This is a genomic window from Pseudomonas pisciculturae (assembly GCF_015461805.1).
Lineage (GTDB): Bacteria > Pseudomonadota > Gammaproteobacteria > Pseudomonadales > Pseudomonadaceae > Aquipseudomonas > Aquipseudomonas pisciculturae.
The window spans coordinates 1-14707 of the sequence record NZ_JACVZE010000010.1 but is presented as its reverse complement, the minus strand read 5'-3'; the positions used below and the strand labels follow the sequence as shown (position 1 = coordinate 14707).

At 58.4% G+C, this 14707-nt stretch carries 17 protein-coding genes and 1 tRNA gene; 14 read left to right on the top strand and 4 right to left on the bottom strand.

Features of this window, described 5'->3' with window-relative positions; translation table 11 throughout:
- Positions 1-11: 11 nt before the first annotated feature.
- The 7 genes from ICY20_RS23935 to ICY20_RS23905 all read left to right on the top strand — a co-directional run bounded on the left by ICY20_RS23935 (position 12) and on the right by ICY20_RS23905 (position 4851).
- A complete protein-coding gene (locus ICY20_RS23935) occupies positions 12-833 on the top strand; it encodes a YfdQ family protein (protein WP_194938743.1) in 822 nt (273 codons plus the stop codon).
- A 76-nt stretch (positions 834-909) separates the two neighbouring features.
- Complete coding sequence (locus tag ICY20_RS23930; protein WP_194938742.1) at positions 910-1260, top strand: hypothetical protein; 351 nt, start codon at positions 910-912, stop codon at positions 1258-1260.
- Positions 1257-2060 (top strand): DUF2786 domain-containing protein, encoded by an 804-nt coding sequence (locus ICY20_RS23925; protein ID WP_194938741.1) that lies wholly within the window; start codon positions 1257-1259, stop codon positions 2058-2060. Before ICY20_RS23930 ends, ICY20_RS23925 begins: the two co-directional genes overlap by 4 nt.
- On the top strand, positions 2057-2776 hold the full coding sequence (locus tag ICY20_RS28190) for a hypothetical protein (protein WP_228758559.1): 720 nt from the start codon (positions 2057-2059) through the stop codon (positions 2774-2776). Before ICY20_RS23925 ends, ICY20_RS28190 begins: the two co-directional genes overlap by 4 nt.
- A 2-nt stretch (positions 2777-2778) precedes the next feature.
- Positions 2779-3015: a DUF4224 domain-containing protein gene (locus tag ICY20_RS23915; protein WP_194938890.1), complete on the top strand. Its 237-nt coding sequence runs from the start codon at positions 2779-2781 to the stop codon at positions 3013-3015.
- A gap of 3 nt (positions 3016-3018) precedes the next feature.
- The gene (locus ICY20_RS23910; protein ID WP_194938740.1) at positions 3019-4083 is read left to right on the top strand and encodes a tyrosine-type recombinase/integrase; all 1065 of its coding nucleotides are present in this window, start codon (positions 3019-3021) and stop codon (positions 4081-4083) included.
- 72 nt (positions 4084-4155) lie between these two features.
- Positions 4156-4851, top strand: a complete 696-nt coding sequence (locus tag ICY20_RS23905; protein WP_194938739.1) for a hypothetical protein — start codon at positions 4156-4158, stop codon at positions 4849-4851.
- A 115-nt stretch (positions 4852-4966) separates the two neighbouring features.
- Here the strand turns inward: ICY20_RS23905 and ICY20_RS23900 are convergent.
- Positions 4967-5040, bottom strand: a tRNA-Cys gene (locus tag ICY20_RS23900).
- A gap of 212 nt (positions 5041-5252) precedes the next feature.
- Positions 5253-7541: a bifunctional acylase PvdQ gene (pvdQ, locus tag ICY20_RS23895; protein WP_194938738.1), complete on the bottom strand. Its 2289-nt coding sequence runs from the start codon at positions 7539-7541 to the stop codon at positions 5253-5255.
- A 238-nt stretch (positions 7542-7779) separates the two neighbouring features.
- Between pvdQ and ICY20_RS23890 the strand changes: the two genes are divergently transcribed.
- Entirely contained in the window at positions 7780-8157 is a 378-nt protein-coding gene (locus tag ICY20_RS23890; protein WP_194938737.1) for a fe2+ zn2+ uptake regulation protein, read from the top strand.
- Between the two features lie 8 nt (positions 8158-8165).
- Here ICY20_RS23890 and ICY20_RS23885 read toward each other — a convergent pair whose 3' ends face one another.
- Together ICY20_RS23885 and ICY20_RS23880 are read right to left on the bottom strand one after the other, a co-directional pair.
- Positions 8166-8354: a hypothetical protein gene (locus ICY20_RS23885; protein WP_194938736.1), complete on the bottom strand. Its 189-nt coding sequence runs from the start codon at positions 8352-8354 to the stop codon at positions 8166-8168.
- Positions 8355-8496: 142 nt separating this feature from the next.
- Positions 8497-9411, bottom strand: coding sequence for a LysR family transcriptional regulator (locus ICY20_RS23880; protein ID WP_194938735.1), 915 nt, complete (start codon positions 9409-9411; stop codon positions 8497-8499).
- A gap of 118 nt (positions 9412-9529) precedes the next feature.
- Between ICY20_RS23880 and ICY20_RS23875 the strand changes: the two genes are divergently transcribed.
- The 6 genes from ICY20_RS23875 to ICY20_RS23850 form a co-directional block, all read left to right on the top strand.
- Entirely contained in the window at positions 9530-10525 is a 996-nt protein-coding gene (locus tag ICY20_RS23875; protein ID WP_159963366.1) for an aldo/keto reductase, read from the top strand.
- A 131-nt stretch (positions 10526-10656) separates the two neighbouring features.
- On the top strand, positions 10657-12651 hold the full coding sequence (locus tag ICY20_RS23870) for a methyl-accepting chemotaxis protein (protein ID WP_194938734.1): 1995 nt from the start codon (positions 10657-10659) through the stop codon (positions 12649-12651).
- Positions 12652-12732: 81 nt separating this feature from the next.
- Complete coding sequence (locus ICY20_RS23865) at positions 12733-13191, top strand: SRPBCC family protein (protein WP_159963364.1); 459 nt, start codon at positions 12733-12735, stop codon at positions 13189-13191.
- Between the two features lie 98 nt (positions 13192-13289).
- The gene (locus tag ICY20_RS23860; protein ID WP_194938733.1) at positions 13290-13736 is read left to right on the top strand and encodes a DUF411 domain-containing protein; all 447 of its coding nucleotides are present in this window, start codon (positions 13290-13292) and stop codon (positions 13734-13736) included.
- A 3-nt stretch (positions 13737-13739) separates the two neighbouring features.
- A complete protein-coding gene (locus ICY20_RS23855; RefSeq protein WP_194938732.1) occupies positions 13740-14171 on the top strand; it encodes a YqaA family protein in 432 nt (143 codons plus the stop codon).
- Between the two features lie 124 nt (positions 14172-14295).
- On the top strand, positions 14296-14707 hold a 412-nt coding region (locus ICY20_RS23850), incomplete at its 3' end, for a hypothetical protein (RefSeq protein WP_194938731.1).

Sequence of the window (14707 nt, the reverse complement as noted above, 5' to 3'; positions counted from 1 at the left end):
GAGCACATCCAATGCAACAAGCCCTACAGCACCTGGTCACACTGGCCCAAGCCCTCGGCAAGCCAATCGATGTCCCTGGCATTCCTGCGCCGCTGGCACTTGTACCGAGCGAGGTCAGAATCGAAAGCCTGGAGCATCTGCTGCCCGCACCTACGCGCATCAAGCAAAAACTCACCGTGCTCGATGCCGAGTCGTTCATCAGCTACGTGAATCGCTTTTCCACCCAGGCCACGGCTGTATTTTGCAACGGCCCCGAGGGACGCACTTTCACAGCGGTGATCGACTACCACGATCCGGCCGCACCAGCCTGGCGAGATCACGTGGCGACGTACCGCTGCCCGACCACCGTTGAATGGGGCAACTGGAAGGAAAAAGACCGCAAGCGCATGGACCAAGCCACCTTCGCCGAGTTCATCGAAGACAACGTGAAGGACATCACCCACCACCCCGAGCATGAGAACCCCCCAAGCGCTGCCGACATGCTCGAAATCAGCCGCACCCTAGAAGCCAAGAAGAACATCACGTTCCGCCAGGGCACCCGCCTCGATAACGGCCAAGTGCAACTGACCTACAACGAAGAGATCGACGGGCGTGCCGGCGAAGCTGGCCAGTTGCGTATTCCCGAAGAGTTCTACATAGCCCTCAAGCCGTTCCTCGGCGGCGACACCTTCTGCGTACCCGCCCGCTTCCGCTATCGCATTCAGGAGGGTCGCCTGGCCATGTGGTACGAACTGGTGCGCGCCGACAAGGTGCTCGAAGAAGCCTACAACGCCGTGCGCGCCAAGATCGAAGGCGACATCACCGACGTGCCGCTCTATGAAGCCACGTTCTAAATAACTCCCTGCAACACCCCGCCGCCGTCCTCTCACCAAACTGTCCGGCGGCGGGCTCTAACGAGGCATACAGCACATGCAAATCGAAACCTACATCATCGCAATAGGCCTGCTAATCGGCTGGGTTGCAACCGCCTTTTTCCTGATTAGAGCCAGCAAGAAAGCCTTCGCCCGTGGCTTTGATCGCGGCGTTACCTTGGCTCGCATGCAGCACGCCGGCTCCCCGGCTTGCACCATTGCAGACCATGAACTGATGACCAAAATCACTACGTCACTGGGATTGGCAGTGGAAACCTGGCAGGCATTCCCTGGCACAGAGATCATGGTCGCTAGGGTAAACAGACAGCGCCGCCAGCTCACGGCCTTCGCTGCGAAAATGTGGTTAGCAGCCTACCCCGCGCCACTCAGCTCGGAGGATGCGGCATGACCAGCGATCACATTGACGAGAAAAAACTTGAGCGTGCTATCCGCAAGATCAAGCACTGCCTCGCCCTATCGCAAAGCGCCAATGAGAACGAAGCGGCTACCGCCCTGCGCCAAGCTCAGTCCCTGATGCGCGAATACCGCTTGACTGAGATGGACGTCAAGCTCAGCGACGTCGGCGAAGTCGAGTCTCAGTTCTCGCGCGCCACCCGTCGCCCCGCCTGGGACCAACAACTCAGCGCGTCGGTTGCGGCAGTGTTTAACTGCTCATCACTGCGCGTTATTGAGTGGTGCAAGATCAAGCACCGGCCGTTAGAGCGCGCGTCTTTCATCGGTGTCACACCCTCCCAGCATATTGCCCTATACGCGTACGAAACCCTGCTTACCAAGCTTAAGCTGGCGCGCAAGCAATATGTCGCCGGTGTCCGTTCGGGCAAGTACCGCAGCTCTTACACCGCAGAGACGGCAGGTGATCACTTCGCCTTGGCGTGGGTAGGCCAGGTATACGGGAAGTTGCTGGCACTGGTACCACAAGGGGAAGACGATCACAGCGCAACGAGCGATGGCCGTGAGCTGGTGGCCGTACAGAGCCAAGACAAATCACTGATAGCGGAATACCTATCGAGCATCGGCATCGCAAAAACGCGCAAATCTCCAGAGATCGAGCTGGACCTTGACGCTCAGATCGCGGGCATGTTGGCGGGCAGAGGGGTTGATTTACACGCCGGCATTGCTCGGGGTGGCGATGGCCCATTGTCGCTCCCAACGAACACATCAGTGGGCCGCACCACGGAGGCAGCATGAGCGATAACCAATTGATTACCGTGCCACGCGATGAAGTTGAGCGCCTTGTGAAGCTGTTGCAATACCAAGCGCACCCCTGCACCTCCCTCAACATGCTGAATACATTGCTGAGGCTAACGGAGCTGCTCGATAAGCCCATACCCGCGGCGCACGTGCAGCACTTCTGGTCGCATGAAGCGAAGAACATCCGCTGCGTCCGCGAGGAAGACTACGACACGCTGCAACAGCGCCTTGATGCTGCCTACGCTGGCCTTAAATGGGAGTCAGAGCGCAACAAGCTGCTGCTGGAACGCGTCAACGAACTGGAAGCCGATACGCTTCCCGACCCAACGCTTTGCAGTTTCTACGATGTACCGGATTACCCCGGTCTCGTACGGGAGCTGGTCGGGCATGTCGGTCAGCTCCAGGACTCGGCCAAACGCAACGTTAAGCCCTGGGAAGATACGTTCCCGCCAACGCTCCTACCCGCCTACATCGAGCGAGTAAATATCGCTAGCTCGGCCGTGCTGCCCCCGGGAGAACAGGGCGCATGCGATCAAGATGTTTATAGCAAAGGCAAAAGCGTCTGCGTCGTGGATATCCCCAAGGAAACTGCCGAGGTCATATGCCGCAATTTTTCGGCGGTCACTGGGTGGAAGGTTGACTGGCACTACATCGGAGGCCGAGTCCACATGAAGGCTATGAGCACTAATTCCGAACAAGGCTCGGGGGCATGATGATGGAATTCCAAAGCGAGACCCTTGCCGACGAGGAGCTGGCCACTATCACTGGCTACCAGATCCCATCGAAGCAAATCCAGTGGTTGATCGACAACCACTGGGAGCACGTTCTGACTGGCGCGCGCCGCCCCATCGTGGGCCGGGTGTACGCACGCATGAAACTGGCTGGCGTTAAACCCTCTGCAGTCAATCCAGCGGCCGAAACCTGGACGCTCGACCTAGCGAACGTGAGCTGATCAATGCGCCAGAAATCAACAGCCAACCGGGATCTGCCCCCGCGCATGATCCGGCGATGCCACAAACGCAAAAGCGGGAAAGTTTGGATTGGGTATTACTACAACGGCAGGGACGCCAACGGAAAACGGAAGGAGATTCCACTTGGCGGCGACCTCGACCAGGCGAAAGTGGAATGGGCCAGGCTGGAGCGGCGCGCGGCCCCGAAGCCCAGCCATTTGCTGGGCTTCTTGTTCGACAGGTATGTGAAAGAGATCATCCCTACCAAGGGCTTGCGCACTCAGTCCGACAACATGAAGGAACTTAAACAACTCAAGAAGGCCTTTGAAAAAGCCCCCATTGATTCAATCACGCCACAAGTGATCGCGCAGTATCGGGATGCCAGAACCGCAAAGACCAGAGCCAACCGGGAAATTGCGCTGCTATCCCACATGTTCACGATTGCACGGGAATGGGGCCTTACCAACAATGCCAACCCTTGCTTCGGCGTTCGCCGCAACAAAGAGACGCCACGGGACTATTACGCTGGCGATATCGTATGGAATGCGGTGTACGACGTAGCCGTGCAGGAGCTCAAGGATGCGATGGACTTGGCCTATCTGACTGGCCAGCGCCCAGCCGACGTACTTGCGGTTGCAACTACTGACCTGAACGCTGGGTTCTTGCTGGTCAAGCAAGGGAAAACCTCGAAGAAGCTTCGCCTGCGCCTAGAAGATGAGGGCGTGCAGTCTGTATTAAGTACCTTCATCAACGACCTACAAGAACGCCGTGCACTCAACGGCATCAAAACATCACGACTGATCACCAACTCGTCCGGCTTGCGCATGAGCCAGCAGATGCTCCGCAATCGCTGGGACGACGCCCGTGAGAATGCCGCCATTAAGGCCGGAGCAGCAGGCGATGCTGCACTAGCTGTACTGATCCGTCAGTTCCAGTTCAAGGACATCCGACCGAAAGCCGCCAGCGAAATCGAGCTGACGCACGCTAGCCGCCTGCTTGGCCACACAACGGAAGAAATGACCAAAAAAGTCTACCGCCGTGTAGGGGAGATTGTTAAACCAACAAAATAGAGTCGGCTCCTTCTCCTAAATTCGTCAATAGATATAATAGATTAGTAACCTCAATTGCATGAATGGATTCCTATGAGCAACGAACCTGCACATATCTCGGAAAGTTTTGACTCCGAAACGTTATCAGCGATGCGACAAAGTGCCAGAACCTATCAAAAGTTAGACCTGACTTATCTCGCAGCGGCAGGGACATTAATCACCGCACTTAAAATCAGTAATGACACACTGATCGAGCTGGGCGGCGGATTTTTTTTTGGCGCAATCGCTTTCATACTTCTATTGGCAAATGATACCTATACCGAGCAACTCATCTTTAGTGACTGGATCGAAAGCAAAAAAACGGAAGCCAACCGCGAAAGTACGAAAACGATTGAGCGCACCCTAAAACGACAACCTCTTTTTCATCTTCTATTCCTGTCATGTGTGCTTATGTATTTTTTTGGAATGGCAAAGGGCATCACTGACTTTCGAGGTGATATGCATGCACGCTCCGCCATACAAGACTACACATCACTTTTCTTTGATAAAAAATCCCGACCACCAAAATCTATGGGGGAGCTCGTTGGCCAATACCCTCGCGCGGCCGATGCTCATGCGAAAATTGATCACGAGCCATTGTCGTTCTCGGTCGATGAGGAAAGCAGCTACAAAATAATCTTCGCGGGACGTGATAGAAAATTCGGTACAGCTGACGACGTTGCGGCGACCAGTGACATTTCGCTTGCCCGCATAATGAAAGCCACCAAAAACACGAAGTCGGATGACTAGCTATGAGCGTTCCGCAACTTAGGTTGCGGAACTCATCTCAAAAGTTGCGGAACGGTTCATAAATCGCACGCAATAAAAAACCCCGTAGACCATTGATCTACGGGGTTTTCAAGAGTGGAGGCCGAGGTCGGAATCGAACCGGCGTAGGCGGATTTGCAATCCGCTGCATAACCATTTTGCTACTCGGCCTCAAACGATCAATGTCAAAACTGCTAACACTCACCGCATAAAAACTTGAGTGGGCTATAAAACCCTGTCTCTACTCTAACTCATTGAATACATTGAAGTTTTTAATACTTCATTGCGTTCGATGGGCGCCATTATGTACGTATTTACCAAAGCGTGCAACCCCTTGATTTCAAAAATATTTCGTATTGGCATCAAGGGGTTGCGTGGCTGCCCTACTCCTTGATCCGTTGCTCCTGATAGTGGGGGTCAGCCTTGATCTGGGCTTCGGTGAAGGGCACCACGCTGAGCTTTTTCTGGGAGAAGGCTTGGGTCTGATCCTTGGCGTGTGCGGACGCAGGGTTGCTCGACTGTGAGAACGCGAGTACGCCCTCGGCGTGTGGGCCTTTTTCGTCGAAGGTCACGATTTGCAAGTAGCTGCTGCCGCTGATCACTTCGCGCTTGCCGTCGGCACGAGGCACGGTTTGCATGGCGTTATAGATGCCGAGTGCCTGTGGGCCTCCGTGGATCGGGGTTTGGCCTGAGACCTGGAGGTCGCCCCACCGGCTATTGGCGGTAAGGCCAAGCTTGGCGACGTCGCTGGCGGAGGCCAGCATGGCTTCCCTCAGGGCTTTGGCCACAGGCTCACGGTCGATAGCCACGCCCCGTGGCGTGGTAAGCGGCTGGTCTGGGTCGAAGGCGACGCGCCAGGCATCGGGGATTTGCTGCAGGTGGCCCATCAGGTTGATGAAGTGCACCAGGCCCACGCCGCTATCGAGGTTGGCGTGCTGGTCCCAGTTTTTCAGGCTGGTGCACACCGGCTGCAAGGCGCTGGCGTCGGTGCCAAGCTGTTTGGCGCAGAACGCCAACAGGTCGGGCATGACTTGGCCGGCCAGGTACACCTCGTTGTCCATCACCATGTGTTGCAGGTCGGCGACGCTGATGGGTTGCTTGTCGAGGGACTGCAAGCGTTGCAGGGCGAACCGTGCGCGAGCGCCGAGGCCGATGTGGTCCTGGCTGATCACCGGCGAGAACCCGGTCAGCGGCGCCTTGCGGTTGGCGAGCCACGCAGAGTCATTGGAGTGCTGCACATAGTCGGTGCGCTGCAGCTGCGGCAGTTGGTCGGCCGCAAAGATGCCGGCCTGAGCTGCACGCGGGTCGACGTCCCAGGCGCAAGCGCTGTGTGCACCGTCGAGCATGATCATTTTCAGGCCCGCACGCGGGTCGCTGCATTGCGCCAGTTTGGCCGCGCTCACGTTGGGCACCACAGAGAGGTTCATGTACAGGCTCTGGCCCTGGTCATCGGCGGCCAAGGTGTTGACCCACGGGATGCCTTGCAGGGTATGCACCGAAGCTTGCAGCTCTTTTAGGCTGGCGGCGCGGTTCATGGCGTACCACTGTTGCAGCACGCGGTCGTTGCCCAGATTGGCATCGCGCAGGCTGAACGCGTAGTGGCTGTCCCAGTCCAGCTTGCCGGGCCATTGCACCACCGGGCCGAATTGCGAGCTGTAGACCGTGTGGGATTGAGCCTTGAGGCTGCCATCAGCTTGTTTGACCTGCACGGTTACCGAGGTTTTATCCAGCGGCAGGGATTTGCCGTCGAGCAGGTAACGCGTGGAGTCCTTGGGGTCCAGGGTCAGGCGGTACAGGGTGAAATGTTTGGAGGTATCGACTGTGTGAGTCCACGCCACATGCTGATTAAAACCGATGTTGATCACCGGCAGGCCCGGTAACGCGGCGCCCATTACATCCAGCTGGCCTGGGATAGTCAGGTGCATTTGATAGAACCGCATGCCGCCCACCCACGGGAAATGAGGGTTGGCCAACAGCATGCCACGGCCATTGAACGAGCGATCACGCCCCACGGCCACCGCGTTACTGCCGCGGTCAAAACTGAAACGCTGTTGATTGGCGGCGGCCAGATCGAAGGCCTTGACGCCCAGTTCTACGCTGGCGGTGGCCTGCGGTGGCTTCGCGCCGACCAGCGCTTCGGCGAATTGGCCGACACCACCTTCTACCAGCAGCCTACGGGTCAACTTGACCAAATCCTCGGCCACTAGCGGCCGCACCCAGGCCGCCTGACACTGCGCCGGTGCGCCCTGCTCTTTTAGATAGCGGTTGTAGCCGGCCACATAGCCTTCAATACGCTGGCGAATCTGCGGGGTCTGCGCCTTCCAAAATGCGGCAACGGCGTGTGGCGTGTTGAGCCACGTGAAAAACACGTCACTGGCCAGGTTGTTGCGCTCTTCCAAAGTCGCTTGCTCGGGCCCGAAGTAGCGCGCGCGCTCCCCGTTCACCGTGACCACTTCATTGGCCAGCAGGCACAGGTTGTCCTGGGCGTACGCGTAACCAATACCCAAGCCCAGGCCACGTTCGTCAGCTGCGCGGATGTGCGGCACCCCGAAACTGGTGCGACGGATATCCGCCGAAGCCTGCGTCACCTGCTCCCGTGCCGACGCGGCCAGGCTCAACCCCAGCAACACCCCTGCCACGCATACCCTGGATAACCCTTTGGAAATAATCACGCAGACTCCACAGTCAAATTGAACATCCTCACCAGGGGCAACTCCCCCACCGTAAGGACGCAAAAAACCGGGAAAAATTTAGCGTCGACGGATGTTTATTCCGTGCGAAAAAGGTGTGACAAAACCGATACCGACAAAATTTCTACATGCATCACTTCATGATTTCGCACGCTCGTTCGTCTTATTACTTAAGAGCGCTCATTTTTTCCTGATCAGGCTCTGATAAGGAGTGTTTTGCATGTACAACCCGCAAGTGCCCACGGATGGACATTCACCGGCCGCCGATGCCAGTTTCGGCAGCGGCTCACAAACGTTCGGCAAAGCGCCCGAACAAGGCAACCAGCGCATTCGTCATTTGCTCAAGTGCTTCGGTTTACGTACCAGCCTGATTCGGCTGAAGGTGATCGACGCCCTGCTCACTGCGGCCGACAACCAGCGCACCCTCGGGGTACGCGGTGTGCATAGCCATTTACTCGAACTGGGCATCCCGTTGTCATTTCTCAGCGTGCGCGAGGTGCTCAAGCGCCTGTGCAGCGAGGGTGTGATCACCCTCAACGCGGATAAAAGCTACAGCCTCCATGAAGAGGCTGCCAAGGTACTCGAAGGTCGCGACTGACTTCGACGTTAAAGCTTGACCTTGCGACGCATGATGCCATTGATCACTACAACGACCACGGCGACGGCAATGGCGATGATCTGGAAGGTTTTCTCGCTGATAACCCCGGTGTTCTGCAAATAGGACAGGCCAAACATCGTCGCCAATACGGCCAAGGCAATCAGAATCGAATATTTCAAACGCTGCTTTTGTGTCATGACGGGTTCCTGAACCTGAAAAAATATATCCACTGTGTAGCGCCGACCACGCCAAACACGTACCCAGTGATAGGGTCGGCTTGGGCTGGCGGGCTCTTATATTACAGGCGATGACAAAATTTGGCTCGCCCGGCGCCTGATCTCACCCCCGATGCAACCCTATATCCGGCCGTGCACACAACTCAACCAACCAGTCGACAAACACCCTCACCCGCTGAGACAGCTGCCGATGGGGCGGGTACAGTGCCGACAGTGCCATCTTGGGCACGGCCAACTGTGCAAGCACCTCTACCAGTGTCCCCTCGGCCAACTGGCGCTTGGCGTGATAGTGCGGCGCCTGGATCAAGCCGTACCCGGCCTCACACGCAGCAAAATAACCGTCTGAGCTGTTGACCGAGACCCACTTGGGTAAATTGACCGGGCGTAATTCGCTGCCGATAAAAAATTCCAGCCCATAGCGTTTGCCACTCGCGCTGGAGACATACTCAACCATCCGGTGGGCGGCCAAGTCATCAATCGACTGCGGTGTGCCCATGCGCGCCAGATACGCCGGGCTTGCCAAGGTCAACTGGTCCATCTGCGCCAAGGGGCGCGCCACCAGCGATTCATCCAGGGCCAGGCCACCGCGCAGCACGCAATCCACACCTTCGCGGATCAGGTCCACGGGCCGGTCGTTGAGGCCGATCTCCAGCTCGATCTGCGGATAGCGTGCAGTGAAGGCAGGTAATGCGGGAATCACAACCAAGCGTCCGATGCCCGACGGCATATTCACGCTCAGCGTGCCGCGTGGGCTCTGGCGCTGAGCAGAAAATACCGCCTCGGTTTCCTCCAGATCCGCGAGTAGCCGCACACAGCGCCGATAGTACGCGGCGCCGTCAAGCGTGGTACTGACTTGTCGCGTGGTGCGCTGCAACAGCTGCACCCCCAGGTGCGCTTCCAGCTGTTTGATCAGGATGGTCACCGACGCGCGGGGCAATTGCAGGCTGTCGGCAGCCTTGGCGAACCCACCCAGCTCGACAATCCGAGTGAACACGCGCATCGCGTTGAAACGGTCCAAGGGGCGGCTCCTCATTCAATTGTTTAGATATTACGAATAGTGATAGTGCTTTTAGCCGGTTTATCCAGATTTTGTCGAGGATAACAATAGAGCCCTTCAACAACCCGGAGCCAAACCCATGCAAACCCGTCAACTCGGCCTCAACGGCCCCCACGTCAGCGCTATCGGCCTCGGCTGCATGGGCATGACTGACTTCTACACCACCGGCAGCGACACCACAGAAGCCGTTGCGACCCTGCACCGCGCTTTGGAATTGGGCGTGAATTTCCTCGACACCGCCGACATTTACGGCCCGCACACCAATGAGCAACTGATCGGCAAAGCCCTCGCCGGCAAGCGTGACCACGTGTTCCTGGCCAGCAAATTTGGCATTGTGCGCGACCCGGCCAACCCCGCGCTGCGTGGTGTAAATGGCCGCCCCGAGTACATCCGCAACGCCATCGACGGCACCCTGCAACGCCTCGGCGTAGAAACGTTGGACTTGTATTACCAACACCGCATCGACCCCGATGTGGCCATCGAAGAAACCGTTGGCGCCATGGCCGAACTGGTGCATCAAGGCAAGGTGCGTTACCTGGGACTGAGCGAAGCTTCGGCCGCAACCCTGGAACGCGCCCACAAGGTGCACCCAATCAGCGCCCTGCAAAGCGAGTACTCCCTATGGAGCCGCGACCAACAAGACAACGGCTGCCTCGCCGCCTGCCAACGCCTGGGCATCGCCTTTGTGCCCTACAGCCCGCTGGGCCGTGGCTTTCTGACCGGTGCCCTGAACAGCCCGGACGACTTCGCTGCCGATGACTACCGCCGCTTCAGCCCACGCTTCCAAGGCGAAAACTTCAGCAAAAATCTGCAATTGGTAAAGCAAGTCCAGGCGTTGGCGGCTGACAAAGGCGTCACCGCCGGGCAACTGGCACTGGCCTGGGTATTGGCGCAGGGGGACTACATCATCCCTATTCCCGGGACCAAGCAGCGTAGATACCTGGAAGAAAACGTGGCGGCCGTGTCCATCAACCTCAGCGCAAACGAGCTGGCGGCACTGGAAGCGATCTTCCCCGCCGACGCCACCGCCGGCCTGCGCTACCCGCAAGCCGTGATGGCCATGCTGGATATCTGACAAGGGAGCGCCTGAAAAGGCGCTCTACTTTCTTGCACGATCGTACCTAAAGCTCTTTCTTGCCAAGCCGATAGCCCGACGAAGCTCTAACAAAGCCGCGTCGATAATAAACGCTTCGTAAGGACGGCCCCATGCCCCCACTGCGCTCTATCCAAGCCCGTTACACACTGTTTCTGGTGCTGTTTGTCCTGGTGTTATTTGTATTGACCGTGGTCGGTATCGGCCAATTGGTTGCGCCCAAGCTGCGCCAAACCGAAGAACAGGTGGTGCTCAACCGCGTCAGTGAAGTTGCCGAACAGATCCAGGGCGAGTTGAACAAGGTTCAGGCCCAGCAACGCAGCATCACCCAGACCATCCCATTGCTCGACAGCGATGCCATCGATAAGGTCCTGCCTGGCCTGGTCGATCAGTATGGCGAACTGAAAGTCTTCGGCGGCGGCATCTGGCCCTTGCCCAACCAGCGCACGCTGGGGCGCAACAAGCACAGCACGTTCTGGCACCGCGACGCGTCGGGCAAACTCACCGTCAATACGTTCTGGAACAGCGACCCCGCCCCGAATTATTACGACCAGAGCTGGTACAAAGGCGGTCTCGCCTCGCCACGTGGCCAATGTGCATGGGCCGCAGCCTACAAAGACGATGCCAGCCAGGAGCCGCGCACCAACTGCGCCATGGCTATCGCGCGTGACGGCGCAGCCTATGGCGTCGCAACCATCGATGTCACCTTGGGCTTCTTCAACGATTTGGTAGCCAGCAAGGAAAAAGACATCGGCGGGCAAATGCTGATCGTCGAAGCCGACGGCAAAATCATCAGCAACAGCTCGCGCATCAGCGGCCCGGTGGTGTTGAAGAACATCAGTGAGCTCACCGGCACCTCGGCGTTTGCCGTCCAGGTCAGCAAAGCCTTGGCCCGCCGCGACCAGGCGCTGCAACGTAGCGAGTTCGATAATGGCGGCGTGGCCAGCACCTTCTATATGCGCCCCATCGAAGGCACGCCGTGGTTCCTTGCCACCGCCCTGCCCACCTCTTTGATAACTGCCCAGCGTGACGACGTGCTTGGCACCCTGGCGCTGTTGCAAATCCCTATGGTGTTGTTGCTGGTACTGCTCGCAGCGTATGCGATTCGCCAGTTGGTGCAACGCATGAAGTCGCTCAAAACCAATATCGATGCTCTGTCTGCCGGGGATGCCGACCTCACGCGTCGCATTGTCATTCGCGCCGAAGACGAACTGGGCGCCATCGGCCACTCGGTCAACCGCTTTATCGTCTACCTGCAAAACATGATCGGCGAAGTGACCCAGGCTACAGGCGCGATGTCGTCGGGCCTGGAGCAGTTGCAGCACACATCGGCGCAAACCAATCGCATCCTGGTGCGTCATGCGTCGGAAACCGATCAGACGGTCACGGCCATCACCGAGATGAGTTCGACCGCCGACACCGTCGCGCAGAATGCTGCCGAGACGGCTGCCTTCACGCAACGTGCCAATGAGCACGCCGACCGCTCACGCGTCGTGGTAGGCGAAGCCTCCAGCAGCGTCAGTGCGTTGATCGGCGAAGTGTCCAGCGCCACCCACACCGTGGAAAACATGCGCCAGGACGCCGCCCGCATCACCGAAACCCTCGGCGTGATCGGCGCAATCGCCGGCCAGACCAACCTGCTCGCCCTGAACGCCGCCATCGAAGCCGCCCGCGCCGGCGAGCAAGGCCGTGGCTTTGCGGTGGTGGCCGACGAAGTCCGTGCGCTGGCCGCCCGCACCCAGGCCAGCACGTCGCAGATCAATGAGATGCTGGCGCGTCTGACCACGGGCGTGAGCTCGTCAGTGACGGCCATGGAAAACACCCAGGCCAGTTGCCAGTCAGCCGCAGACGCCACCGCACGAGTGAACACCGGCCTGGATGAGATGGCCGGCTCGGTCAGCCATATCAACAACCTCAGCACCCAGATCGCCACCGCCGCCGAACAGCAGAGCGCTGTGACCGAGGAGATCAACCGCAGCATGGTGCAGATCCGACATATGGTTGAAGAACTGGTGCAGAGCGGCCATGCCACTGAAACCAATACACACAGCCTGTTGGAGGCCAACGGTCGGGTGATTGCATTGATGAGCCGTTTCAAGGTGAGGTGATAAATGGCTGAAACACTCCCGTGCAATGTGCGGGAGTAGGACTATTCTGACATCTCCTAGTCGCGACACAGGAGGTGTGCCATGCGCGCAGCCGAGCAATCGGTCCGCTTGGAGCGGATCAGTCAGGAACGCTTTATCAAAGCCCCCATCGATGCTGTTTATGACTATGTGACCCAGCCGGACCGCTGGCATGAATGGCATCCCACCTCCCTGAGTGCCGACACCGGCACCTGCGGGTCACTGCCCGCAGGCACCCGTTTTACCGAGTACATCGACCTGCTGGGCGTGCGTGTGCCCATGAGTTATCGCGTGCAGATCGCGCGCCGCCCGGCGGAATTCAAGACGGTGTTCACCTCCCTGGCCGTCGATGGTTCCATCCATTACTTTCTACTGCCCCATCAAGGCGGCACGCTGTTCAAGCGCGTGTTGATCTATGAAACCGAATTGCAGTTGGCAACGCTGCATGAGCGCATGATCGAACTGTCTGCCATCGCCTTGGACCAGCTCAAGCACCGGCTGGAAAACCCAACCTTCGTATAATTTTGAAACATTACTACCCGGTGGGGGCTGGCTTGCCTGCGATGACGTCGTCATGATCGCCGCGTTCTGACGACGTTCCCCGACCTGCGAGCCCTAACATGAAAACCCCATTGCGATTGGCCCTGATGGGCGCCCTCTTCACGGCCACCCTTGTTCAGGCGGCCGACCTGATCCCCATCGACGTGCACCGCGATGCAAACTGCGGCTGCTGCAAAAAATGGATCAGCCATCTGGAAAGCAACGGCTTCAAGGTCAATGACCATGTGGAAGCCGACATGAGTGCCGTCAAGCAGCGCCTCGGTGTCGCGCCACGCCTGGGCTCGTGCCATACCGCCGTGATCGATGGCAAATTTGTCGAAGGTCATGTACCCGCCGAACAAGTGTTGGCCCTGCGCAAACGCGATGACCTGCTCGGCATCGCTGCACCGGGCATGCCCATGGGTTCACCGGGCATGGAAGTTGAAGGCCGCAGCGAGGCCTACCAAGTTATCGGCTTGACCCGAGACGGCAGCGATGTGGTGGTGGCCGAATACCCGGCGCACTGATCAGTGCTGATGGGTTACCTGGGGTTGTTCGTCGCGGCGTTTGGCGCTGCGACCTTGTTGCCCCTGCAATCGGAAGCGGTGCTGGCGGGTCTGTTGATCAGTGGGCATTACAGCCTGTGGCTGCTGTTGGGTATTGCCACGCTGGGCAATGTGCTGGGCTCGCTGGTGAACTGGTGGTTGGGGCGTTGGGTAGAACACTTCAAGGACCGGCGATGGTTTCCGGTCAGCGACAAGCAGTTGGACAAGGCCCGCGCCCACTACCATCGCTGGGGCTACTGGACACTTTTGCTCAGTTGGGTGCCCGTGATCGGTGATCCATTGACCCTGGTTGCCGGCATTATGCGCGAGCCGCTATGGCGGTTTTTACTTGTGGTCACTTTCGCCAAAGCGATGCGTTATTGCGGTGTTGCGTACCTTATGGGATTGGAGGGCTAAGCGCTTGCGGCTCAACTCTTCCCCCTGTCAACTTTGACAGTAGCCGCACTCACCAAAGCAGTGTCTGATTCCACTCACAGCCAAGTGCCGCATATGCGGCCTACTTGCCCGAGAGGAAATCGCCATGACCAAGCGCCGCCAGCCGCCAAGCCCCTTCAACCCGGACTTACCAGCCGTCGAAATCGGCCTGCTGTACCCACCGATTCCCGGCGATCGCGAGCGCGCCGACGGCGGCCTTGGCCTGCGACATGTCGAGGTGCCTTTGGTGGTGCATATTGCCCGCCCTCTCAACACGCCGATCGCCACCACCTTCCAGCTTTATTGGGCCGGCGTTCTGGTAGCGCTTAACCAGATCCGCGACGGTGACGAGCACCTGACCCGCATTCCGTTCACCGTGCCCCTCAACGTTGTGCGTGAAGCCTGGGCCGACCCGGTATTTGCCAACGTCATCCGTACCAGCGGCAACAATTCGCAAACACTGCCCCTGCGTTTACGGGTCAACCTACGCCGCCCAGGCGGGCAAGCCCCTGAACCGA

Coding starts and splice junctions, on each gene's coding strand:
- ICY20_RS23935 (WP_194938743.1), top strand. CDS start 12: ATGCAACAAGCCCTACAGCACCTGGTCACACTGGCCCAAGCCCTCGGC.
- ICY20_RS23930 (WP_194938742.1), top strand. CDS start 910: ATGCAAATCGAAACCTACATCATCGCAATAGGCCTGCTAATCGGCTGG.
- ICY20_RS23925 (WP_194938741.1), top strand. CDS start 1,257: ATGACCAGCGATCACATTGACGAGAAAAAACTTGAGCGTGCTATCCGC.
- ICY20_RS28190 (WP_228758559.1), top strand. CDS start 2,057: ATGAGCGATAACCAATTGATTACCGTGCCACGCGATGAAGTTGAGCGC.
- ICY20_RS23915 (WP_194938890.1), top strand. CDS start 2,779: ATGGAATTCCAAAGCGAGACCCTTGCCGACGAGGAGCTGGCCACTATC.
- ICY20_RS23910 (WP_194938740.1), top strand. CDS start 3,019: ATGCGCCAGAAATCAACAGCCAACCGGGATCTGCCCCCGCGCATGATC.
- ICY20_RS23905 (WP_194938739.1), top strand. CDS start 4,156: ATGAGCAACGAACCTGCACATATCTCGGAAAGTTTTGACTCCGAAACG.
- ICY20_RS23890 (WP_194938737.1), top strand. CDS start 7,780: ATGTACAACCCGCAAGTGCCCACGGATGGACATTCACCGGCCGCCGAT.
- ICY20_RS23885 (WP_194938736.1), bottom strand. CDS start 8,354: ATGACACAAAAGCAGCGTTTGAAATATTCGATTCTGATTGCCTTGGCC.
- ICY20_RS23875 (WP_159963366.1), top strand. CDS start 9,530: ATGCAAACCCGTCAACTCGGCCTCAACGGCCCCCACGTCAGCGCTATC.
- ICY20_RS23870 (WP_194938734.1), top strand. CDS start 10,657: ATGCCCCCACTGCGCTCTATCCAAGCCCGTTACACACTGTTTCTGGTG.
- ICY20_RS23865 (WP_159963364.1), top strand. CDS start 12,733: ATGCGCGCAGCCGAGCAATCGGTCCGCTTGGAGCGGATCAGTCAGGAA.
- ICY20_RS23860 (WP_194938733.1), top strand. CDS start 13,290: ATGAAAACCCCATTGCGATTGGCCCTGATGGGCGCCCTCTTCACGGCC.